Below are 20,581 nucleotides of genomic sequence, written 5' to 3'. Positions count from 1 at the left end.
TTTCCCATGACACGGGCAGCACTGCTCGTCCTGGCCGACGGCCGCTTCCCCGCCGGAGGGCACGCGCACTCCGGCGGGGCCGAGGCCGCCGTCAAGGCCGGACGCATCACCGACCCCGCGAGCCTGGCGGAGTTCTGCCGGGGCCGCCTGCACACCGCCGGGCTGGTCGCGGGCGCGCTGGCGGCGGCGGCCGTCCTCGGCGCCGACCCGCGCGAGCTGGACGCGGCGGCCGACGCCCGCACCCCGTCCCCGGCGCTGCGGACCGCCGCCCGGCGTCTGGGTCGGCAACTGCTGCGGGCCGCGCGGACGACCTGGCCGTGCGCCGAACTGGACGCGCTCGCCCGGGAGTTCCCCAAGGGCGCCCACCAGCCGGTCGTGCTCGGCCTCGCCGCCCGGGCGGCCGGGCTCACGCCCGGGGACGCCGCCCACTGCGCGGTCTACGAGAGCGTGAGCGGCCCGGCGACCGCCACCGTACGACTGCTCAGCCTCGACCCGTTCGACGCGACGCGCGTGCTGGCCCGGCTGGCGCCCGAACTGGACCGGGTCGCGGACGCCGCGGTGGAGGCGGCGCGGTCGGTGGCCGCCGAGGGCGTCGACGCGCTCCCGGCGGTGTCGGCCCCGCTGCTGGAGGTCATGGCGCAGGCCCACGCGGCCTGGCCGGTCCGGCTGTTCGCGTCCTGACCCGCCGCTGTCCACCGACCGGGCAGCGACTCCCCGTTCCCCCACCGGTACCAGGCCTCTCGCACAAGGAGCCGTCCATGCACCTCGACCACTCCCACCCCGCCCCTTCCGCCGTCGGCGCGGACGCCCACCGCCCGGACGGCACCCGCCGTGCCCTGCGGGTCGGTCTCGGCGGGCCCGTCGGGTCCGGCAAGACCGCCACCGTCGCCGCCCTGTGCCGGGCACTGCGCGACGAGTTGTCCCTCGCGGTCGTCACCAACGACATCTACACCCGCGAGGACGCCGAGTTCCTGCTCCGGGAGGCCGTGCTGCCGCCCGAGCGGATCACCGCCGTCGAGACGGGTGCCTGCCCGCACACCGCGATTCGCGACGACATCTCCGCCAATCTCGAAGCGGTGGAGGACCTGGAGGACGCGGTCGGCCCGCTGGACCTGATCCTCGTCGAGTCCGGCGGCGACAACCTCACCGCCACCTTCTCCAAGGGGCTCGTGGACGCCCAGATCTTCGTGATCGACGTGGCCGGCGGCGACGACATCCCGCGCAAGGGCGGCCCCGGCGTCACCACCGCCGACCTGCTCGTGATCAACAAGACCGACCTCGCCCCGTACGTCGGCTCCGACCTCGCCCGGATGGCCGCCGACGCCAAGGCACAGCGCGCCGAACTCCCGGTGGTCTTCCAGTCGTTGCGTGGCGAGACCGGTGTCGCCGACGTGGCCGCGTGGGTGCGGGGGCGGCTCGCCGCGTGGGCGGCATGACCGTCACCGGGGTCCGGGTCCGGGCGAGGGCCCGGATCGTCGCCCGCGCCGACGGGCGCGGCGGTACGGCCCTGCCCGTCCTGGACGGCGAGGGCCCACTGGCGCCGCGCCGCACCCGGTCCGCCGGGTCCTGGGCGAAGGTGGTGCTCGTCGGCGCGATGAGCGGACCGCTCGGCGGCGACCGCTTCACCCTGGACGCCCGGGTGGAGGAGGGCGCCCGGCTGCACGTCGGGTCGGCCGCCGCCACCCTCGCCCTGCCGGGCCAGGCCAAGGGCGAGGCCCGGTACGACGTCCGGCTCGACGTGGCCGACGGCGCCGAACTGCACTGGCTGCCCGAGCAGTTGATCTCCGCCGACGGCAGCGACCTGTACGTCACCACCCGGGCCGAACTCGGCGCCGTCGCCCGGCTCGTGCTGCGCGAGGAGCAGGTGCTGGGGCGGACCGGGGAGCAGCCCGGGCGGCTCACCAGCCGGCTGACCGTACGGGTGGCGGGCCGGACCGTGCTGGACCAGGAGCTGTCCTGCGGCCCCGGCGCGCCGGGCGGCTGGGACGGTCCGGCGGTGCTCGCCGGTCATCGGGCGGTGGGCCAGATGGTTTTCGTACGACCGGAGTTCGCGACCGAGCCGCCGCCCGCCCGGATGCTCGGCGAGTACGCCGCACTGGTGCCCCTCGCCGGCCCCGCGGCGCTCGTCAGCGCGGTCGCCCCGGACGCACTGAGCCTGCGCCGGACCCTGGACCAGGTACTGAGCGCCCTCGCCTGACCGGCCACTCACAACATGTCGCTCAACGGGACATGATCATCCGGTTATCGGATTGGTAAAGATGACCGGAAAACCCTGTCCTCAGCATCCTCACAGCCGAGAGGATCCCCGTCTGACCACTCGCATCGAGGTAGGGGGAGGGGCCCACGTGAGGGAAGCCAGACCGAAGAGCCGCCTGCTGGCGCTCGGTTCCGCCGGAGTACTCGTCACCGCCACCCTGATCGCCGGCGCCGTATCGGCGCCCGTCGCCGGGGCCGCGTCCCGGCCGGCGCAGGACCGGGAGGCCAAGGGCGCGGAGATAGCCGCCGCCCGGGCCGCGAAGGCGGGCGTCAAGTGGCAGGACTGCCCGGCCGACTGGGGGCTGGAGAAGCCCATCCAGTGCGGCTGGGTCAGCGTGCCGCTCGACTACGCCCACCCGTACGGCAAGCAGATCAAGCTCGCCGTGGACCGCATCGGCAACACCGGCACCAAGAAGGAGCGCCAGGGCGCGCTCGTCTACAACCCCGGCGGCCCCGGCGGCTCCGGTCTGCGCTTCCCGCGCCGGGTCACCACCAAGAACGCCATCTGGGCGAACGTCGCCAAGGCCTACGACTTCGTCGGCTTCGACCCGCGCGGCGTCGGCCACTCCACGCCCATCTCCTGCGTCGACCCGCAGGAGTTCGTCAAGGCGCCCAAGCTGGACCCGGTGCCCGACAGCGAGGCCGACAAGACCGCGCAGCGAAAGCTCGCCCGCGCGTACGCCGAGGGCTGCGCGAAGCGCAGCGGCGCGATGCTGCCGCACATGACCACCCCCAACACCGCCCGCGACCTGGACGTCATCCGCGCCGCGCTGGGCGAGAAGAAGCTCAACTACCTCGGTGTCTCCTACGGCACCTACCTCGGCGCCGTCTACGGCACCCTCTTCCCGGGCCACCTGCGCCGCATGGTGGTGGACAGCGTGGTCGACCCCTCCCGCGAGAAGATCTGGTACCAGGCCAACCTGGACCAGGACGTCGCCTTCGAGGGCCGCTGGAAGGACTGGCAGGACTGGGTCGCCGCCAACGACGCCGCCTTCCACCTCGGCACCACCCGCGCCGCCGTCCAGGCCAAGTGGCTCCAGCTGCGCGCCACGGCCAAGAAGCACCCGATCGGCGGCGTCGTCGGCCCGGCCGAGCTGACCTCCTTCTTCCAGAGCGCGCCGTACTACGACTCCTCGTGGGTGCCGGTCGCCACGGTCTTCAGCAAGTACGTCGCCGGTGACACCCAGGCGCTGGTCGACGCCGCCGCCCCCGACCTGTCGGACACCGCGGGCAACATCGCCTCCGAGAACGGCAACGCCGTCTACACCGCCGTCGAGTGTGCCGACGCCAAGTGGCCCACCAGCTGGCAGAAGTGGAACCGGGACAACACCCGGCTCCACCAGGACCACCCCTTCCTGACCTGGTCCAACGCCTGGATGAACCTGCCGTGCGCCACCTGGCCGGCCAAGCAGCACACCCCGGTCGACGTCAAGACCCACAAGGGCCTGCCGAAGGTGCTGATCGTGCAGTCCACCCGGGACGCCGCCACCCCGTACGGCGGTGCCGTCGAGCTGCACAAGCGCTTCAAGGGCTCCCGTCTGATCACCGAGAAGAACGCGGGCTCCCACGGCGTGACCGGCCTGGTCAACCCGTGCGTCAACCAGCGCGTCGACGCCTACCTGCTCAAGGGCGCGCTGGACGGCAAGGACGTGACCTGCGCCCCGCACGCCACGCCCAAGCCGTAACCGCACCACCACGCTGACGCTGACCAGGGGCGGCCGGGACCTTCCGGCCGCCCCTCGGCTATGCCGCCCACCAGGCGTCCTCCGCCGCGTAGTCGAACAGGTCCGGATACGCCCGCGCGAGCAGCGGGAACGCCTCCCGCCAGTCCCTCCCGCGCACGCTCGCGGCGAGCCACTCCACCGTCTCGGGCAGGCTGTCCGCGTACGACACCACCGGCCGGTAGCCCAGCTCCCGCCGCGCGGCGGACATGTCGAACACCACCGGCAGCGGCACCGACCAGGGGGTGCGCCCCACCGAGCCCTCCGGCGGACCGTCCAGGCACACCGTCCGGGTCTCGGCCCCCATCACCGCGTCCACCGCCGCGCCGATCTCCGCGGCCGTCGGCGCCTCGGCGTCACAGGCGTTGAGCACCCGCGAACCCGGCCGGTCCGCCGCCAGCCGCACCAGCTCGGCGATGGTCCGGGTGCTCGACGGATGGAACCGGCTCTCGCCCCGGTACGCCAGCACCCGACGCTTCCGGCCGTCCAGGTTCCGCTTGACGAAGTACAGCTCGCGCGGCAGCGGGCTGTACGGCCCGTGCACCGCGCCCGCCCGCAACACCGTGACCGGGAACGTGTCACCGGCGGCGAGCAGTTGCGCCTCCAGCGCGGCCTTGCGGGTGCTGTAGGTGGCGTCGCCCGGCGCGACCGTCGGCTGGGTCTCGGGGACCGGCACCGGGTAGACCGGGAAGCCGTCCGGCTCGCCCTGCGTGTCGAAGCCCCGCCCGGCGCCGTCCTCGTACACGGACACGCTGGAGATCACCACCGCCGAGCCGATCCGGTCCGCGAGCGACGTCAACTGCCGGGCGTGCCCGGCGTCATAGGCGACCACGTCGACCAGCAGCTCACAGCCGTCGCCCACCAGCGCGGCCAGAGCGTCGCCGTCCGCGCGGTCCAGCCGGGCCGTGCGCACCCCCTCGTCCCAGCCCGCGTCCCGGCCCCCGCCGCGCGAGACCGCCGTCACCGCCCAGCCGTCCCGGGCCAGCGCGTCCACCACCGGACGGCCGATCTGCCCGGCCGCCCCGATCACCACCGCTTTCCTCATACGGCGAGCCTAGGCACCCCCGCCGTCACGGTCGTGGATCTTCTGCCGACGGCAGAGGTCAGCCGAGCGGCGTCCGGCGCGGCACCCGCTCCCCGGCGGTCTGCCGCTCCTTGACGACGGCCGCGTACTCGTCGACGTACTCCTGCCCGGACAAGGCGAGGATCGCGTAGACGATCTCGTCGGTGACCGCCCGCAGCACCGCCTTCTCCCGTTCCATGCCCGCGTAGCGGGAGAAGTCCAGCGGCTCGCCGAAGCGGATCGTCACCGGGCGGATCCTCGGGACGACCCGGCCGGGCGGCTGGGCCTCGAACGTGCCGATCATCGCGCAGGGCACCACCGGCACCCCCGCCGTCAGCGCCAGCACGGCGACCCCGACCTTGCCCTTGTACAGCCTGCCGTCGTGCGACCGCGTGCCCTCCGGATAGATGCCGAGCAACTCGCCCCGGCGCAGCACTCCGAGGCCCTCGCGGATCGCCGCCTGCCCCGCCTCCTTCCCGGAGCGGTCCACCGGGATCTGCCCGGCGCTGCGGAAGAAGAACGCGGTGAGCCGGCCCTTCAGCCCCGGACCGGTGAAGTACTCGGCCTTGGCGAGGAAGGTGATGCGGCGCTTCAGCACCGCCGGCATCAGGAAGTGGTCGGAGAACGACAGGTGATTGCCCGCGATGATCGCCGGACCCGACGCGGGCACCCGCTCCAGTCCCTCGATCCGGGGCCGGAAGACCAGCCTGAGCAGCGGGCCCAGCAGCACGTACTTGAGGACGTAATAGAACACGGCTCGCCTCACTCCGTCGGGCCGGCGGCGGACCGTCGGCGGTGCGGCACGCGGACCGGACCGCCGGCCCGGGCGCCCTTGCCATCATCCGCTGCCCGGTTTCCCGCGGCCAGTACCGCGCCACGCGTCGTACACCGCCCGGTTGCCCGCACACCGCCGCGCCGAACCGGGGGCGCGCGGGCGTGTCGGAGGGCCTTGTCCGCGCGCCGTCGCACGCCCCCGTACGATGACCCCATGCGCACCACCGGACAGCACCCGCGGCGATCGCTCAGGCGGTACCGCGCGCTGTCCGTGCTCGCGGTGCTGATCGGGCTGCTGGGCATGCACGCCCTCGCGCCCGGCGGCGGAGCGGGACACCCGGAACACGCCGGACACGCCCACGCCACGCACATGACGGCCGCGCTCGTCGCCGTCGACGACTGCGCCGGCCACGGCGGCGGCCACCGGCTGCACCACGCCGACCCCAGCTGCGCCTCGGGCGCGCTGGGCGGCGGGCCGCAGCTGGCCGCGCCGGCCCCCGACCCGGTGCCGGCACCGGCGGCGGCCCACCGACCGCTCACCGCCCGGGCCGTCGCGCCGGACGGCGCCCGCGCCCCACCCGACCTGGCCGAACTCCAGCGCCTGCGGATCTAGAGGCCGCCCCGGCCGCGCCCGCCCCGCCACCCGCGGGACCCGCGGCCGTGCCCACGCGTGCCCGAAAATCCCCCCGAACAGCAGGAGTTCCTCCCATGATCACCCGTACCCTGACGCGCCGCGTCGCCCTCGCCACGACCGCCGTGACCTCCGCGCTCGTCCTCGCCGCCTGCGGCGGCAACAGCGACGACAACAGCGAGGGCGGCACCGGCCACACCGGACACGGCGCCTCCGCCGCCTCCGCCACGCCGAGCGCGTCGGCCGGCGCGCACAACGCCCAGGACGTCGCCTTCGCCAAGGGCATGATCCCGCACCACCAGCAGGCCCTTCAGATGGCGGAACTCGCCGCCGACCGCGCCTCCTCGGCGCGGGTGAAGGACCTCGCCGCGCGCATCGAGAAGGCACAGGACCCGGAGATCCGCACCCTGACCGGCTGGCTGAAGGCCTGGGGCGAGCAGCCCCCGATGGCCGGCACGGACCACTCCGGCCACACCGGGATGTCCGGGATGATGAGCGAGGCCGACATGGCCGCCCTGAAGAAGGCCACCGGCAAGGACTTCGACACCCGGTTCCTGTCGCTGATGGCCGAGCACCACCAGGGCGCCGTCGAGATGGCCACCACCGAGAAGCAGCGGGGCCGCTCCGGCGACGCCAAGGCCATGGCGGACGCGATCATCACCGCGCAGAACGCCGAGATCAAGGAGATGAAGCAGCTCCTCGGCACCAAGTGACACCGAGGCGGGGGCCGGTGTCGCCACCGGCCCCCGCCCGTCCGGTCCTCAGCCCAGCACCTTCTCCAGCGCGCCCAGCGCCGACCGCAGCTCCTCCGCCGTGATGGTCAGCGGCGGCGCCAGCCGGATCGTGGAGCCGTGGGTGTCCTTGACCAGGACCCCCTCGCGCATCAGCCGCTCACTGATCTCCCGGCCGGTGCCGAGCGCCGGGTCGACGTCCACCCCGGCCCACAGCCCCCGCGCCCGGAACCCGGTCACGCCCCTGCCGATCAGATCGGTCAGCCCCTCCCGCAGGAGCACCCCCAGCTCGGCCGCCCGGCGCTGGAACCCACCCGTCTCCAGCAGCTCCACCACGGCCGTGCCGACCGCCGCGGCCAGCGGATTGCCGCCGAACGTCGAACCGTGCTCACCGGGACGCAGCACGCCCAGCACCTCGCGCCGGGCCACCACCGCCGACACCGGTACGATGCCGCCGCCCAGCGCCTTGCCGAGCAGCAGCACGTCCGGCACCACGCCCTCGTGCTCGACGGCGAGGGTACGGCCGGTGCGGCCGAGGCCCGACTGGATCTCGTCGGCGACGAACAGACAGCCCGCCCGCCGGGTCAGCTCGCGCACGCCCGCGAGGTAGCCGTCGTCCGGCACGATCACGCCCGCCTCGCCCTGGATGGGCTCGAGCAGCACCGCCGCCGTGGTGTCGTCGACCGCCGCCTCCAGCGCGGCCAGGTCGTTGTACGGCACCACCTTGAAGCCGGGGGTGAAGGGCCCGAAGCCGGCGCGGGCCGTCTCGTCCGTGGAGAAGCCGACGATCGTCGTCGTACGGCCGTGGAAGTTCTCCGCCGCGACCACGATCGTCGCCCGGCCCTCGGGGACGCCCTTCACGTCGTACGCCCACTTGCGGGCCACCTTGATGCCGCTCTCCACGGCCTCCGCGCCCGTGTTCATCGGCAGCACCATGTCCATTCCGGTCAGCTCCGCGAGCCGCTCGGCGAACTCGGCCAGCCGGTCGTTGTGGAAGGCGCGGGAGGTCAGGGTGAGCCGGTCGAGCTGGCGGTGGGCGGCCTCGACCAGCGCGGGGTGCCGGTGGCCGAAGTTCAGGGCCGAGTAGCCGGCCAGCATGTCGAGGTAGCGGTTGCCCTCGACGTCCTCCACCCAGCTGCCCTCGGCCCGGGCCACGACCACGGGCAGCGGGTGGTAGTTGTGCGCGAGCACCGGCTCCTCCGCGCGGATCAGCTGCTCGGACGTACGGGGGCGCGCGGGTGCGGTCATCAGCGGATCTCCTGGGTGCAGCACTTGATGCCGCCGCCGGCCTTGTGGAGCTCGGACAGGTCGACGGGGACGGGGACGTAGCCGTGATCGGCGAGGCGGCCGGCCAGCGCCGCGGCCTGGGGGGCGATGAAGACGTGCCGGCCGTCACAGACGGAGTTCAGGCCGAAGGCCAGCGCGTCCTCGCGGGTGGCGAGCACCGCCCGCGGGTACAGCCGCCGGAGCACCTCACGGCTGCCCGGCGAGAAGGCCTCCGGGTAGTAGCAGATGTTCTCGTCGTCGAGCACGAACAGCGCCGTGTCCAGGTGGTAGAAGTACGGGTCCACCAGCCGCAGGCCGATCACCGGCCGGCCCAGGTACTCCTGTGCCTCCCGGTGCGCCTCGGGCGTGGTGCGGAACCCGGTGCCGGCGAGCACGTACCGGCCCGTCCACACCAGGTCGCCCTCGCCCTCGGCCACCGACTCGGGCCGGTACACGTCGTAGCCGGCCGTCTTGAACCAGGTGTCGTAGTGCTCCGACTCCGGGCGCCGCTCGGGGGCGTGGAAGAGGGAGCCGAAGACGCGGCCGCCGACGACGAGGGCCGCGTTGGCGGCGAACACCATGTCCGGCAGACCGGGGACCGGCTCGACGCGGTCCACGGTGTGGCCGTGCTCGGTGAAGGCGCGGACGAGCGACCGCCACTGCTCCCGGGCCAGGCCCGCGTCGACGGGCCGGCCGGGGTGCATCCAGGGGTTGATCGCGTACTGGACGGCGAAGTGTCTGGGTTCGCAGACGAGGAATCGCCGGGGACGCGGCACACGACGTTCGGTCACAGAGGGTTCCCTCCGCTTTCCTGTGTGTCACTGAGGGGGTGACACCACGGTAGGAAGGGAGGAAGACGGCCGACAAGCGCGAAAGACTGCGTAGATGCGCAGCATCGCTGCGTTCTCACCGGGGCGCACGCACGCCTGCTGCGCACGCTCCGCCGCTCGGCTCACTCGGGGGCCGCGTGGGTGGCGCCCGCCTCCGGGCTTTCCGGGAGCAGATGGGACAGCACCATCACGCTGATCGTCTTCCGGATGAACGGCTCGGCGCGGATCCGCTCCAGCACCTCCTCGAAGTGCTCCACGTCCCGCGCCCGCACATGCAGCAGCGCGTCGGCGCCACCGGTCACCGTCATGGCCGCCGCGATCTCCGGATGGTTGCGGACCACCTCCGCCAGCCGCCGGGGCGGGGCCGCGCCCTCGCAGTACACCTCGACGTACGCCTCCGTGCGCCAGCCCAGCGCGGCCGGTTTCACCGTCGCCGTGAACCCGGTGATCACCCCGGTCTCCCGCAGCCGGTCCACCCGCCGCTTGACCGCCGTGGCGGACAGCCCCACGTCCGCGCCGATCTCGGCGAAACTCGTGCGGGCGTTCGCCATGAGCGCGGTGACGATCCGGCGGTCCAGCTCGTCGAACACGGGTGTCCTGCTGTTCATGCGGGCACTGTAGCCAGCTCCCGCGCGCCGTGGCTCAGGACCGGGTGACGGCCACGGCCAGGGTGAGCAGCCCCAGCACCACCCAGCCGAACCACAGCCAGCCGTTGCTGCCGAGCGCGACCGTGTAGGCGGTCACGAGGACCAGCGCACCGGCCGTGAGAGCCCCCATCGTCTTGGTGGAACCGTTGGAGCCGTTCGTGGTACCGGGCATCGCGACACCCTCCTCGTGGTCCGTCCCCGACCCATGGTGCCCCCATTCCCGCCCCGGCGGGAGGCGGCCGGATACGACGACGGGCCGGAGCCCGGTCGGCTCCGGCCCGTGGGGGCACCCCGGCTCAGCCCTTGCGGGCGCTCAGCGAGGCCAGATAGGCGTTGTACGCCTCCAGCTCCTTGTCACCGTCCCGGTCGGCGGCCCGGTCCTTGCGCTTGGCCTGCCGCTGCTCGGAGCGGTACCACTGGAACAGCAGTGCGATCAGCACCAGCACCGACGGGATCTCGCTGAACGCCCAGGCGATGCCGCCCGCCGAACTCTGATCGGACAGCGCGTCGATGCCCAGCGAGGCCGGCGGGTGCTCGAAGGTGCCCACCATCGGCGTCGACGCCATCATCAGCGCGATACCGAAGAACGCGTGGAACGGCATGCCCGCGAACAGCTCCAGCATCCGCATCAGATGACCCGGCCGGTGCGGACCGGGGTCCACCCCGATGATCGGCCAGAAGAACACCACACCGACCGCGAGGAAGTGCACCATCATCGCGATGTGCCCGGTCTTCGAGCCCATCAGGAAGTCGAACAGCGGGGTGAAGTACAGGGCGTACAGGCTGGCGATGAACAGCGGGATGGTGAACGCCGGGTGGGTGATGACCCGCATGTACCGGCTGTGCAGCAGCATCAGCAGCAGCTCGCGCGGCCCCTTGCGGCCCTTGCCGGCGGCCGGCAGCGCGCGCAGCGCCAGCGTGACGGGGGCGCCGAGCAGGATCAGGATCGGCGACAGCATGCTGATCACCATGTGCTGCACCATGTGCACGCTGAACATGACCATGCCGTAGTCGTTCAGCTTGGTGCACATCACCAGGACGATGGTGAGCACGCCGACGACGTACGACACCGTCCGCCCGGCCGGCCACGCGTCCCCGCGCCGCCGCAGCCGTACGACACCCCACCCGTACAGGGCCAGCCCGGCCGCGCAGGCGACGAGGAAGAAGGGGTCCGCCGACCACTCGAGCCCTCGCCCCAGCGTGAACGGCGGCAGATCCATCATCATGCCGTGCCCGCTGTGATCCATCCGCCGGCTCCTGTTTCGTGGGGGTTGTGCGAGTTGTCCGCCCCCAAGAGTAGAACCGCCCCCGGTCCCGACTGCGACCGGGGGCGGATTGTTCTCCCCTGAACGAAAAGACGTCCGCGGACTACAGAACGCACTCCGCCTCGTCGTACCTGTCCGCGGGAACCGTCTTCAGCGTCTCCACGGCGTCGGCCAGCGGCACCATGACGATGTCGGTCCCCCGCAGCGCGGTCATCGCGCCGAACTCCCCGCGGTGCACCGCCTCCACCGCGTGCCATCCGAACCGCGTGGCCAGCACCCTGTCGTACGCCGTGGGCGTCCCGCCCCGCTGCACATGCCCGAGGATCACCGGCCGGGCCTCCTTGCCGAGGCGCTGCTCCAGCTCGATCGACAGCTGCCGGGCGATGCCCGCGAATCGCTCGTGGCCGTAGACGTCCTTGCCGCCCTCGTCGAAGTCCATGGTGCCGGGGCGCGGCTTGGCGCCCTCCGCGGCGACCACGATGGCGAACCGCTTGCCGGCCGCGAACCGCTCGCCGACCTTCCGCGTCAACTCCTCGATGTCGAAGGGCCGCTCGGGCACGACGACGGCGTGGGCGCCGGCCGCCATGCCGGAGTGCAGCGCGATCCAGCCGGTGTGCCGGCCCATGACCTCCACGATGAGCACCCGCTGATGGGACTCGGCGGTGGTCTTCAGCCGGTCCAGGGCCTCGGTCGCCACGGTCACCGCGGTGTCGAAGCCGAAGGTGACATCGGTGACCGCGATGTCGTTGTCGATGGTCTTGGGAACGCCCACGATGGGCAGGCCGTTGTCCGAGAGCAGCCGGGCCGCCTTCAGGGTGCCCTCACCGCCGATCGGGATGATCGCGTCCAGGCCCAGTTCCGCGACATGGCCCCGGGCGCGCTCCACGCCGTCCCGCAGATGCTCCGGGCGGACCCGGGAGGAGCCGAGGATGGTGCCGCCGCGGGCCAGGATGCCGGCCACGGCGTCCAGGTCGAGCTTGCGGTAGTCGCACTCCAGGAGGCCCTTCCAGCCGTCCCGGAAACCGATGACCTCGTCGCCGTGGTCGGCGACGGCACGGTGCACGACGGACCGGATGACGGCATTCAGGCCGGGGCAGTCGCCGCCGGACGTGAGGACACCAATGCGCATAGCCCGAATTACCTTCTCAACGTGGGCCGGGTGACCGGACCACGTTGTCCGGCGGATTCCCGGCCACCCTACCGGCGTGAGGGGGTGACTCCACAGCGGGCGTCCGCCTGCTGGACGCGCCCGCACATGTGAGCGGACGAGCCGTCAGGCGGGCCCGCCGGGAGTCTGCCGGACCACGCTGAAATCCCGTTGAAGGGACGGTTACGGGGGCTGCCGTACCCGTCCCTTTCCCGCCGGTTACGCGGGCTGCTGGGCCGCCGCGATGCGCTCGTTGCGCAGCGCCTCGTACCAGCGGTCGTCGATCGGCGGCAGCGCGTTGACGTCCAGCGCCAGCTTCAGCAGCAGATCGGCGATCAGCGGGTTGCGGGCGAGGACCGGCCCGTGCATGTACGTGCCGAAGACCGTGCCGTTGTACGCGCCCTCGGTGCCGTCGCCGGTGCCGTTGCCCTTGCCGATCTTCACCCGGGCGAAGGGGCGGGCGGTCGGGCCGAGGTGGGTGACGCCCTGGTGGTTCTCGAAGCCGGTCAGCGGGGGCAGCCCGAGCTGCGGGTCGATGTCCCCGAGCACGTCACCGACGCACCGCTCGCCCTCGCCGCGCACCGACACCACGTCCAGCAGGCCGAGGCCCGGCTCGCGCTGGCCGAGGTCGTTGATGAACTCGTGGCCGAGGATCTGGTAGCCCGCGCACACCGAGAACACGATCGCGCCGTTCTCCACCGCGCGGTGCAGATGCCCGTCCCGGCGCAGCCGCTCGGCCGCGAGCCGCTGCGGACGGTCCTCGCCGCCGCCGATCAGGTAGATGTCGCCGGAGGTCGGGATCGGCTGGTCGCTGCGCACGTCGAGCCGGGCCACGTCCAGGCCGCGCTGCCGGGCCCGGCGCTCCACGACGAGCGCGTTGCCCTGGTCGCCGTAGGTGCTCAGCAGGTCCGGGTAGATCCACACCAGCCGCAGTTGGTTGTCGCTCATGAGGTGATCGCCCTTCGAAGATCAGTTGCCGACGCGGCGGCGCAGGTCCTGGAACGCGGTGTAGTTCGCGATGACCTCGATCCGGCCCGGCGGGCACATCTGCACGGCCTGGTCGAGGTTGTCGCAGACCTGGAAGTGCTGGTTCGCGACCTCCAGGCGGACGGCGAGGTCCAGCTTCCGGTCACCGATGACGAAGATCGGGTGGCCGGTCAGCCGCGTGTAGTCGACGTCCCACAGCCAGGAGGTGTCGGTGCCGTCGGCCCCGCGCGCGTTCACGGACAGGATCACCGGCGCCGGCGGCGGGTCGATCAGGGAGAACGTCTCCAGCCAGCCGGCCGGGTTCTTGGCCAGCAGCAGCCTGAGGTCGCGGTTCTGGAACTGGACCACGTCGTACCGGCCGGCCACCGCCTGCACCTGGTACATCCGCTCCAGGGCGACCTGCGGCGGCACCCCGAAGACGGCGGCGACGGCCGCGGAGGACGCGGCGTTGGCCTTGTTGGCGCGGCCGGGCAGCTGGAGGTGGATCGGCCAGGCGGACCCGTGCGGGTCCAGCACGTGGTCGCCGGACAGCGCCCAGGTCGGCGTGGGCCGGCGGAATCCGCACTCGCCGCAGAACCAGTCGTCGCCGGGGCGCTGCATCACACCGCCGCACGACGGGCAGGACCAGGCGTCGTCCTTCCACATCTGGCCGGCCGCGACCCAGACCACGTTCGGGGAGGAGGACGCGGCCCACACCACCAGCGGGTCGTCGCAGTTGGCGACGACGACCGCCTTGGAGCCGGCCAGGCCCTCGCGCCAGTTCTCGGCGAGCATCCGGGTCTCGGCCGCGCGGTCCAGCTGGTCCCGGGAGAGGTTCAGCAGCGCGATGCACTTGGGGTCGGTGTCCCGGGCCACTCCGGCCAGGTACTTCTCGTCGACCTCGATGACGCCGAACTTCGCGTCCGAGCCGCCCGCGAGCGCCGAGGTGATGCCGGCCGGCATGTTGGCGCCGAGCGCGTTCGACACGACCGGGCCCGCGGCGCGCAGCGCCTCGGCGATGAGCCGGGTGGTCGTGGTCTTGCCGTTGGTCGCCGACACCAGGACGACGTCCAGGTTCTGGGCGAGCCGCCCGAGCAGGTCGGGGTCGAGTTTCAGCGCGACCCGGCCACCGATCACCGACCCGCTGCCGCGCCCCGCGGCGCGCGATGCCGCAGCGACCGCCTTGCCCGCGGTCACGGCCAGCTTGGCCCGCGGCGAGAGCGGGTCCGAGTTGCCTGCCATCAGTTCTCGATCCTCCTTGCGTACGCGCCGCGCCTGGGGCCATCCGGCAGCGTGGTGGGACCCTCAGCCTATCGAGATCCGTTCACACACCCGAATTCCGGCCTACGCTCACGCGCGGCGGGCATGAGCTGAAGGAACCGTACCCTTGCCGCCATGCGACACGGTTCCATTCCGGGCGCCCGCGGGCGCGTCCGGCCCCTCACCCTGCTCGGCGACGCGGTGCTGCGCGAGCCCTGCCGGGACGTCACCGACTTCGGCCCCGACCTCGCGGCCCTCGTGGAGGACCTGTTCGCCACGATGTACGCGGCGCGCGGCGTCGGTCTGGCGGCGAACCAAGTGGGCGTGCCCTTGCGGGTGTTCGTCTACGACTGCCCCGACGACGAGGACGTGCGGCACCTGGGCCACGTGGTGAACCCGCGGCTGGTGGAGGCGGACGGCGTGGTGATCCGGGGCCCGGAGGGCTGTCTGTCGCTGCCGGGTCTGGAGGCGGGCACCGAGCGCTACGACCACGCGGTGGTCGAGGGCCGGACGGTGACCGGGGAGCCGGTCACCGTACACGGCACCGGTTTCTTCGCCCGGTGCCTCCAGCACGAGTGCGACCACCTGGAGGGAGAGATCTACGCCGACCGTCTGACGGGGTGGCGTCACCGGAAGCTGATGCGGCAGGTCTCCCGTGCCTCCTGGCACCGGGGGAGCTGACGCGACGGGGTAGTGTGGCCGTCGGCCGTCAGAAGCCCGGGCCGCCCAGCCGGTCCCCGGCGGCGGCCAGCCGGCCCCACAGCAGGTCGGCGAGGGAGCGCACCAGCTCGGCCCGGGAGCAGGGACGTTCCCCCAGCCACCAGTCGCCGGCCGCGTGCATCATCCCGACGATCCCGTGGCCCCACACCCGGGCCAGCTGCCGGCTGTCCGGTCCGAGGTCCACCCGCTCCTCGATGACCTGGGCCAGCTCCTCGCCCATCCGCCGCAGCAGCGGCACGGAGTGCTTGCCGACGTCGAAGCCCTGCTCCCCGCCCGCGCTGCCCTCGGCCGGATGCATCAGGAACCGGTACACCTGGGGCCGCGCCTCGATCGCGGCGAGGTAGGTGTCGAGGGTGGACTCGACGCGCTCGCGCCGCCCGGCCGGCGCGTCCAGGGCGGCCCGCAGCGAGGCCAGCAGGGCGTCGGTGTGCCGCTGGGCCAGGGCCGCGTAAAGACCGCCCTTGTCGCCGAAGTGCCGGTACAGGATCGGTTTGGTGATCCCCGCCTCCGCCGCGATCGCGTTCATCGACGCCTGCGGGCCGTCGCGCAGCACCACCCGGTCGGCGGCCTCCAGCAGCTCGCGCCGGCGGCGGTCGGCGGACCGCTGCTGCTCGGTCCGCTGTGTGGTGTCCATGTGCTCTCCCCACCCGTGCTGATTCGGTGACGCCTGCGCAAACTAACACTGACGGCGCCCCTGACATCGAACGGGAGGCCGAGGGACTCGGCGGTTGACAATCCTACCGGCCGGTAACAGACTCGCGTTACCGTTAGTAACACAGTAGCGCCGCTGGAGGGGACATGGCCGAGTTCACCATGGAGCTCAACGACGAGCAGAAGGAGGTCCGGGACTGGCTCCATGGCTTCGCCGCGGACGTGATCCGCCCGGCCGCCGCCGAGTGGGACGAGCGCGAGGAGACGCCCTGGCCGGTCATCCAGGAGGCCGCGAAGGTCGGCATCTACTCCCTCGACTTCTACGCGCAGCAGTACTTCGACCCCACCGGCCTCGGCATCCCGATGACGATGGAGGAGCTGTTCTGGGGCGACGCGGGCATCGCCCTGTCCATCGTGGGCACCGGCCTCGCCGCCGTGGGCGTCCTCGCCAACGGCACCGACGAGCAGATCGGCACCTGGATCCCGCAGATGTACGGCGACCAGAACGACGTCAAGGTCGCCGCGTTCTGCTCCTCCGAGCCCGACGCCGGCTCCGACGTGGCCTCCATGCGCACCCGCGCCGTCTACGACGAGGCCAAGGACGAGTGGGTGATCAACGGCACGAAGACCTGGGCGACCAACGGCGGCATCGCCAATGTCCACGTGGTCGTCGCCGTCGTCGACCCGGAGCTGGGCTCCAAGGGCCACGCCTCCTTCATCGTCCCGCCGGGCACCCCCGGCCTGTCGCAGGGGCAGAAGTTCAAGAAGCACGGCATCCGTGCCTCCCACACCGCCGAGGTCGTCCTGGACAATGTCCGGGTGCCCGGCTCCTGCCTGCTCGGCGGCAAGGAGAAGCTGGACGAGCGCCTCGCACGGGCCCGGGAGAAGGCGAAGGCCGCCGGGGGCGTGGGGGTCCCCCCGGCCGAAGGCTGGGGGAGGGTGAAGAACGCGGCGATGGCCACCTTCGAGGCGTCCCGGCCGGCCGTCGGCGCCATGGCCGTGGGCACCGCCCGGGCCGCCTACGAGGTCGCGCTCGACTACGCGAAGACCCGCGAGCAGTTCGGCCGGCCGATCATCGACAACCAGGGCGTGGCCTTCCAGCTCGCGGACATGCGCACGCGGATCGACGCGGCACGGCTGCTGGTGTGGCGGGCCTCCTGGATGGCCGTCAACGGCAAGCCGTTCACCGCGGCCGAGGGGTCCATGTCCAAGCTGTACGCGAGCGAGACCGCGAAGCAGGTGACCGCGCAGGCCATCCAGATCCTGGGCGGCAACGGGTACACGCGGGAGTACCCGGTGGAGCGGATGCACCGGGACGCCGCGATCTACACCATCTTCGAGGGGACCAGCGAGATCCAGCGGCTGGTCATCGCCCGGACCCTGTCGGGCATGCCCATCCGGTGAGCGCGGGCGGAGCCGCGTACCGCACACGGCTCCGCCTGCTCACCGGTGCTTCAGCGGCGTCAGCTGCTCGATGTCGTACTTCGCCCTGAGCGCCTCGATCGCCTCCTGGTCCGGCGGACCCCCGGCGGCCAGGATCTCCAGCAGTTCCTCGAAGTAGCGTTCGTGGTCCGGCGGGGGAGACGCCTGGAAGAACATCTTCGCCGGGGCGTCCGTCGGGTTGGCGAAGGCATGGGGGCAGCCCGGCGGTACGACGATGACCGTGCCCGGAGTCGCGCGCACCACCCGGCTGCCCGAAGGCGACTGCCACTTCTGCCAGTTGTCGGGGGTACGGATGCGCGGCTCGAAGGCGAGGACGTCCAGCTCGCCCTCGAGGACGTAGAACAACTCCTCGCTGCGCGTGTGCACATGGGCGCCCACGTCGAAGCCGGGCGGCACCTCCACCTCGAAGGTGGAGGCCATCCGCGAATGGGTGCCGGTGACCTTGAACGTCACCCGCTGGGCCGGGGTCTCGACGACACGGCCGTGCCCCGGCGGCACGTACAGTCCCTCGGTCTCGGTCATGGGCAGTCCCTCGGTCTCGGTCATGGGCGGCTCACCACGTCACCGGCAGGGCCTCGGGACCCCGGATCAACGCGCCCTTGCGGAAAGGGACTTGATCCGGCGGTACGGCCAGTCGCAGCCCCGGCACCCGGTCCAGCAGGGCGTCCGTCAGCAGCTCCTCCTCCATCCGGGCCAGGATCCCGCCCGGGCAGTAGTGCGGACCGAAGCCGAAGGCCGCGTGCGGGTTGGGGCTGCGGGAGAAGTCGATGGTGTCCGGGTCGGGGAAGACCTCGGGGTCGCGGTTGGCGGCCAGGTACGAGACGTAGACCGGGTCGCCCGCGCGGATGCGGACCCCGCCGATCTCCACGTCCTCCAGGGCGACGCGGGACAGTCCGACCGCGTTGCGGTGCGGGATGTAGCGCAGGAGTTCGTCGATCGCCCGCGGCCTGAGCTCCGGCTCCGCGCGCAGCCGCCGCAGCAACCCGGGGCGGGTCAGCAGCAGGTAGAAGAGCTGCCCGCTGTTGCTGGTGACCGCCTCGCCGCCGATCTGGAGGAGGACGGCGAGACCCACGGCCTCGTCCCGCGTGATCTCCCCGCGGCCCACCGCGGCGCCCAGCAGGGAGGTGACGTCCTCGCCGGCGCCGTGCTCGCGCCGCCCGATCAGCTCGGCGAAGTACCCGGCCATCTCCCGCTTGGCCCGCTCGCTGATCCGCTTGCCGTGCGAGGAGGAGAGGATCAGCTCGGTCCAGGTGTGCAGGGCGTGCCGGTCGCCGGCCGGGACGCCCATCAGCTCGCAGATCACCGCGATCGGGAACGGGCCGAGCACCGCGCTGGTCAGGTCCGCGGGCGGGCCGCCGCGCAGCAGCTCGTCCACCAGCTCCGCCAGCCGGTCACGCGCCTTCTCCCGTACCCGCTCCACGCCCTTGGCGCCGAACGCGGCGGCCACCGAGCGGCGCAGCCGGGTGTGTTCGGGCGGATCGAGGAAGCCGACCGCCCCCGGTTCGGGGATGAAGTGCGGGGCCAGCCGGGTGACCTGCTTGGCCATGACCGCCGCACGGCTGAAGCGGGGATCGCCCGCCACCCTGCGCACGTCCTCGTACCGGGTGACCAGCCACGCCCAGCCCTCTCCGTGCGGCAGCTGGACGCGGGTGACCGGGCCCTCCGCCATCAGATCGGCCAGCACCGGGTCGAAGTCGGTCCCGGGCAGGTCGAGCGCCGGCCAGTGCCGTACCGGGGGCCGGGTCCCGGCGAGCGCCGGCGCGGTCACCGCCCGGCTCCGTCCCCGTCGGCCCAGCGCCCGACCGTCATCTCGGCGGTGATCCCCGGGCCGAACCCGGCGAGCAGCCCGCGCGCCCGGTCCTCGGCGCCGCCCTCGTCGAACAGCCGCCGCAGCGCGTCCAGCACGACGGCGCTGGCGATGTTGCCGTACTCGGTGAGCGTGGCCCGGCTGAACCGGAAGGCGTGCGGGTCGACCTCGAGGAACTTGCTCAGGTCGTCGAGTATTCGGGGACCGCCCGCGTGGATGATGTAGAAGTCCAGGTCGGACGCGTCCCAGCCGTGCGTGCCGGCCAGTTCCCGCAAGGCCGGGGCGAGCGGCTCCATCGTCGTCGGCACCCGCTTGTCCAGCAGGAAGTGGAAGCCGGTCGCGCGCACGTCGTAGGCGATCCAGTCCTCGGTCTTCGGGATCAGGTAGGAGCCGTTGCGCTCCAGGCTGACGCCCCGGCCGCCGCGCCCGCGGACCACGGCGGCGGCGATGCCGTCACCGAACAGCCCGTTGGAGAGCAGCGAACCGACGCCGAGGTCGGTGGGCTGGTAGCACAGCGAGCAGAACTCGCAGGCCACGATGAGGGCGTTGGCGTGCGGGTAGGCCGAGCAGAAGTCGTGCGCCCGGTTGATCGCCGCGCCGCCGGCCGCGCAGCCCAGCTGGGCGATCGGGAGCTGGCGGGTGGTGCTGTCGAAGTCCATCTCGTTGATCAGCCACGCCGTGAGCGAGGGCATCATGAAGCCCGTGCACGACACGTAGATGATCACGTCGATGTCGCTGGTGAGCAGTTCCGCGTCGTCCAGCGCGCGCTGGATCACCGCGGGGACCCGGGCCTTGGCCTCGGCCTCGTAGAGCTTGTTGCGCTCCTCGAAGCCCGGGTGTTTGAGGGTCTCCTCGATGGGCTGGACGATGTGCCGCGTCTTGACGCCGGTGTTCTCGATCAGCCTGAGGGCCAGTGGCAGTTGTGGGTGGTCGGCGTGGCGGGAGCGCGCCAGCTCCAGCGTCTCCTCCATCGTGATCACGTACTCCGGGACCGACACCGAGGGCTTGCACAAGGTCGCCATGAACCGTCCCTGCTTTCCGCGTTCCGGGGGCCTTCGCCCGCCGGTCAGAAGGTGGGTTCGCCTCTGTGGGCGCTCCACCCACCGTCACCCGGGAGGGCGATGATCTCGCGTTGGATTACTCCGAACCGGGGACCCCGGGGTCCGGCCCGCAGGGCGATTCATGCGGCCGGACGAGGGAAAACGGCAGGCCGGGCGTTACGTCGGAGGGGACGGCGGCGAGGGAAGCGGGCCGTGGGCGGCGGTGGCTCGGGCGGCGATACGGATCCGGGCCGCGGGCGGTGAGGGGGCGAGCGGCAGCCGACGGCGGTTCGGGCGGCGGGCGGCTGGGCGGCCCGGGGCGCGGCGGGGACGCGGTGGGGGTGCGGTGAGGGCGCCCCGACC

The 20,581-nt window shown here is 72.7% G+C and carries 22 protein-coding genes; 8 read left to right on the top strand and 14 right to left on the bottom strand.

All coding sequences use genetic code 11. The annotated features are described in order from the left end of the window. The first annotated feature begins 6 nt into the window (after positions 1 to 6). The 4 genes from HB370_RS07465 (at position 7) to HB370_RS07450 (ending at position 3,941) form a co-directional block, all read left to right on the top strand. Positions 7 to 681: an urease accessory UreF family protein gene (locus tag HB370_RS07465; RefSeq protein WP_030775174.1), complete on the top strand. Its 675-nt coding sequence runs from the start codon at positions 7 to 9 to the stop codon at positions 679 to 681. A gap of 77 nt (positions 682 to 758) precedes the next feature. Next, positions 759 to 1,436, top strand: coding sequence for an urease accessory protein UreG (gene ureG / locus HB370_RS07460; RefSeq protein WP_030775176.1), 678 nt, complete (start codon positions 759 to 761; stop codon positions 1,434 to 1,436). Then, on the top strand, positions 1,433 to 2,197 hold the full coding sequence (locus tag HB370_RS07455; RefSeq protein WP_030775178.1) for an urease accessory protein UreD: 765 nt from the start codon (positions 1,433 to 1,435) through the stop codon (positions 2,195 to 2,197). The genes ureG and HB370_RS07455 overlap by 4 nt, the downstream gene beginning before the upstream one ends. A 148-nt stretch (positions 2,198 to 2,345) precedes the next feature. Beyond that, positions 2,346 to 3,941: an alpha/beta hydrolase gene (locus HB370_RS07450; protein WP_030775180.1), complete on the top strand. Its 1,596-nt coding sequence runs from the start codon at positions 2,346 to 2,348 to the stop codon at positions 3,939 to 3,941. A 58-nt stretch (positions 3,942 to 3,999) separates the two neighbouring features. Here the strand turns inward: HB370_RS07450 and HB370_RS07445 are convergent, their stop codons facing one another. Both HB370_RS07445 and HB370_RS07440 read right to left on the bottom strand, forming a co-directional pair. Then, entirely contained in the window at positions 4,000 to 5,022 is a 1,023-nt protein-coding gene (locus HB370_RS07445) for an NAD(P)-dependent oxidoreductase (RefSeq protein WP_208974378.1), read from the bottom strand. Positions 5,023 to 5,080: 58 nt separating this feature from the next. Then, positions 5,081 to 5,794 (bottom strand): lysophospholipid acyltransferase family protein, encoded by a 714-nt coding sequence (locus HB370_RS07440; RefSeq protein WP_030775184.1) that lies wholly within the window; start codon positions 5,792 to 5,794, stop codon positions 5,081 to 5,083. Positions 5,795 to 6,028: 234 nt separating this feature from the next. Here HB370_RS07440 and HB370_RS07435 point away from each other — a divergent pair, with 234 nt between their 5' ends. After that, entirely contained in the window at positions 6,029 to 6,427 is a 399-nt protein-coding gene (locus HB370_RS07435; protein ID WP_244405462.1) for a DUF6153 family protein, read from the top strand. Between the two features lie 95 nt (positions 6,428 to 6,522). Beyond that, complete coding sequence (locus tag HB370_RS07430; RefSeq protein WP_030775188.1) at positions 6,523 to 7,158, top strand: DUF305 domain-containing protein; 636 nt, start codon at positions 6,523 to 6,525, stop codon at positions 7,156 to 7,158. 48 nt (positions 7,159 to 7,206) lie between these two features. Here the strand turns inward: HB370_RS07430 and rocD are convergent, their stop codons facing one another. From rocD to HB370_RS07390, 8 genes are all read right to left on the bottom strand, one after another. Further along, complete coding sequence (gene rocD / locus HB370_RS07425) at positions 7,207 to 8,424, bottom strand: ornithine--oxo-acid transaminase (RefSeq protein ID WP_030775189.1); 1,218 nt, start codon at positions 8,422 to 8,424, stop codon at positions 7,207 to 7,209. Continuing rightward, positions 8,424 to 9,233 carry a dimethylargininase gene (gene ddaH / locus HB370_RS07420; protein WP_030775190.1) on the bottom strand — a complete coding sequence of 270 codons (810 nt, stop codon included), beginning with the start codon at positions 9,231 to 9,233 and terminating at the stop codon, positions 8,424 to 8,426. The genes rocD and ddaH overlap by 1 nt, the downstream gene beginning before the upstream one ends. Positions 9,234 to 9,394: 161 nt before the next feature. Next, the gene (locus HB370_RS07415; RefSeq protein WP_030775192.1) at positions 9,395 to 9,880 is read right to left on the bottom strand and encodes an Lrp/AsnC family transcriptional regulator; all 486 of its coding nucleotides are present in this window, start codon (positions 9,878 to 9,880) and stop codon (positions 9,395 to 9,397) included. A 34-nt stretch (positions 9,881 to 9,914) separates the two neighbouring features. Next, complete coding sequence (locus tag HB370_RS07410) at positions 9,915 to 10,091, bottom strand: hypothetical protein (protein WP_030775194.1); 177 nt, start codon at positions 10,089 to 10,091, stop codon at positions 9,915 to 9,917. A gap of 124 nt (positions 10,092 to 10,215) precedes the next feature. After that, positions 10,216 to 11,166 (bottom strand): cytochrome c oxidase assembly protein, encoded by a 951-nt coding sequence (locus HB370_RS07405; protein ID WP_030775195.1) that lies wholly within the window; start codon positions 11,164 to 11,166, stop codon positions 10,216 to 10,218. Between the two features lie 121 nt (positions 11,167 to 11,287). Continuing rightward, positions 11,288 to 12,313: a 6-phosphofructokinase gene (locus tag HB370_RS07400; RefSeq protein ID WP_030775197.1), complete on the bottom strand. Its 1,026-nt coding sequence runs from the start codon at positions 12,311 to 12,313 to the stop codon at positions 11,288 to 11,290. 237 nt (positions 12,314 to 12,550) lie between these two features. Further along, positions 12,551 to 13,279: a glutamine amidotransferase gene (locus tag HB370_RS07395; protein ID WP_030775198.1), complete on the bottom strand. Its 729-nt coding sequence runs from the start codon at positions 13,277 to 13,279 to the stop codon at positions 12,551 to 12,553. A gap of 21 nt (positions 13,280 to 13,300) precedes the next feature. Next, complete coding sequence (locus tag HB370_RS07390; protein WP_030775201.1) at positions 13,301 to 14,539, bottom strand: MurT ligase domain-containing protein; 1,239 nt, start codon at positions 14,537 to 14,539, stop codon at positions 13,301 to 13,303. Positions 14,540 to 14,692: 153 nt separating this feature from the next. On the opposite strand from HB370_RS07390, the gene def reads away from it, so the two are divergent. Beyond that, on the top strand, positions 14,693 to 15,238 hold the full coding sequence (gene def, locus HB370_RS07385; RefSeq protein WP_030775203.1) for a peptide deformylase: 546 nt from the start codon (positions 14,693 to 14,695) through the stop codon (positions 15,236 to 15,238). A gap of 28 nt (positions 15,239 to 15,266) precedes the next feature. Here def and HB370_RS07380 read toward each other — a convergent pair whose 3' ends face one another. Beyond that, positions 15,267 to 15,911, bottom strand: a complete 645-nt coding sequence (locus HB370_RS07380; protein ID WP_030775205.1) for a TetR family transcriptional regulator — start codon at positions 15,909 to 15,911, stop codon at positions 15,267 to 15,269. A 164-nt stretch (positions 15,912 to 16,075) separates the two neighbouring features. Between HB370_RS07380 and HB370_RS07375 the strand changes: the two genes are divergently transcribed. Beyond that, a complete protein-coding gene (locus HB370_RS07375) occupies positions 16,076 to 17,332 on the top strand; it encodes an acyl-CoA dehydrogenase family protein (protein WP_030775207.1) in 1,257 nt (418 codons plus the stop codon). A 39-nt stretch (positions 17,333 to 17,371) separates the two neighbouring features. Here HB370_RS07375 and HB370_RS07370 read toward each other — a convergent pair whose 3' ends face one another. The 3 genes from HB370_RS07370 to HB370_RS07360 are packed head-to-tail and all read right to left on the bottom strand — an operon-like array spanning position 17,372 to position 20,200. Continuing rightward, positions 17,372 to 17,893 (bottom strand): cupin domain-containing protein, encoded by a 522-nt coding sequence (locus tag HB370_RS07370; protein ID WP_030775209.1) that lies wholly within the window; start codon positions 17,891 to 17,893, stop codon positions 17,372 to 17,374. Positions 17,894 to 17,924: 31 nt separating this feature from the next. Then, positions 17,925 to 19,139 carry a cytochrome P450 gene (locus HB370_RS07365; RefSeq protein WP_030775211.1) on the bottom strand — a complete coding sequence of 405 codons (1,215 nt, stop codon included), beginning with the start codon at positions 19,137 to 19,139 and terminating at the stop codon, positions 17,925 to 17,927. Then, complete coding sequence (locus tag HB370_RS07360) at positions 19,136 to 20,200, bottom strand: type III polyketide synthase (RefSeq protein WP_030775213.1); 1,065 nt, start codon at positions 20,198 to 20,200, stop codon at positions 19,136 to 19,138. Before HB370_RS07360 ends, HB370_RS07365 begins: the two co-directional genes overlap by 4 nt. Positions 20,201 to 20,581 lie beyond the last annotated feature (381 nt).

It is taken from the genome of Streptomyces sp. DSM 40868 (assembly GCF_011820545.1).
GTDB lineage: Bacteria > Actinomycetota > Actinomycetes > Streptomycetales > Streptomycetaceae > Streptomyces > Streptomyces eurythermus.
The sequence above is the reverse complement of the archived record's forward strand: the minus strand, read 5'-3'. Positions and strand labels throughout refer to the sequence as shown.

Coding starts and splice junctions, on each gene's coding strand:
- ureG (WP_030775176.1), top strand. CDS start 759: ATGCACCTCGACCACTCCCACCCCGCCCCTTCCGCCGTCGGCGCGGAC.
- HB370_RS07430 (WP_030775188.1), top strand. CDS start 6,523: ATGATCACCCGTACCCTGACGCGCCGCGTCGCCCTCGCCACGACCGCC.
- HB370_RS07465 (WP_030775174.1), top strand. CDS start 7: ATGACACGGGCAGCACTGCTCGTCCTGGCCGACGGCCGCTTCCCCGCC.
- HB370_RS07400 (WP_030775197.1), bottom strand. CDS start 12,313: ATGCGCATTGGTGTCCTCACGTCCGGCGGCGACTGCCCCGGCCTGAAT.
- HB370_RS07410 (WP_030775194.1), bottom strand. CDS start 10,091: ATGCCCGGTACCACGAACGGCTCCAACGGTTCCACCAAGACGATGGGG.
- HB370_RS07360 (WP_030775213.1), bottom strand. CDS start 20,200: ATGGCGACCTTGTGCAAGCCCTCGGTGTCGGTCCCGGAGTACGTGATC.
- HB370_RS07415 (WP_030775192.1), bottom strand. CDS start 9,880: ATGAACAGCAGGACACCCGTGTTCGACGAGCTGGACCGCCGGATCGTC.
- HB370_RS07455 (WP_030775178.1), top strand. CDS start 1,433: ATGACCGTCACCGGGGTCCGGGTCCGGGCGAGGGCCCGGATCGTCGCC.
- HB370_RS07435 (WP_244405462.1), top strand. CDS start 6,029: ATGCGCACCACCGGACAGCACCCGCGGCGATCGCTCAGGCGGTACCGC.
- rocD (WP_030775189.1), bottom strand. CDS start 8,424: ATGACCGCACCCGCGCGCCCCCGTACGTCCGAGCAGCTGATCCGCGCG.
- HB370_RS07380 (WP_030775205.1), bottom strand. CDS start 15,911: ATGGACACCACACAGCGGACCGAGCAGCAGCGGTCCGCCGACCGCCGC.
- HB370_RS07390 (WP_030775201.1), bottom strand. CDS start 14,539: ATGGCAGGCAACTCGGACCCGCTCTCGCCGCGGGCCAAGCTGGCCGTG.
- HB370_RS07395 (WP_030775198.1), bottom strand. CDS start 13,279: ATGAGCGACAACCAACTGCGGCTGGTGTGGATCTACCCGGACCTGCTG.
- HB370_RS07405 (WP_030775195.1), bottom strand. CDS start 11,166: ATGGATCACAGCGGGCACGGCATGATGATGGATCTGCCGCCGTTCACG.
- HB370_RS07370 (WP_030775209.1), bottom strand. CDS start 17,893: ATGACCGAGACCGAGGGACTGTACGTGCCGCCGGGGCACGGCCGTGTC.
- HB370_RS07375 (WP_030775207.1), top strand. CDS start 16,076: ATGGCCGAGTTCACCATGGAGCTCAACGACGAGCAGAAGGAGGTCCGG.
- def (WP_030775203.1), top strand. CDS start 14,693: ATGCGACACGGTTCCATTCCGGGCGCCCGCGGGCGCGTCCGGCCCCTC.
- HB370_RS07445 (WP_208974378.1), bottom strand. CDS start 5,022: ATGAGGAAAGCGGTGGTGATCGGGGCGGCCGGGCAGATCGGCCGTCCG.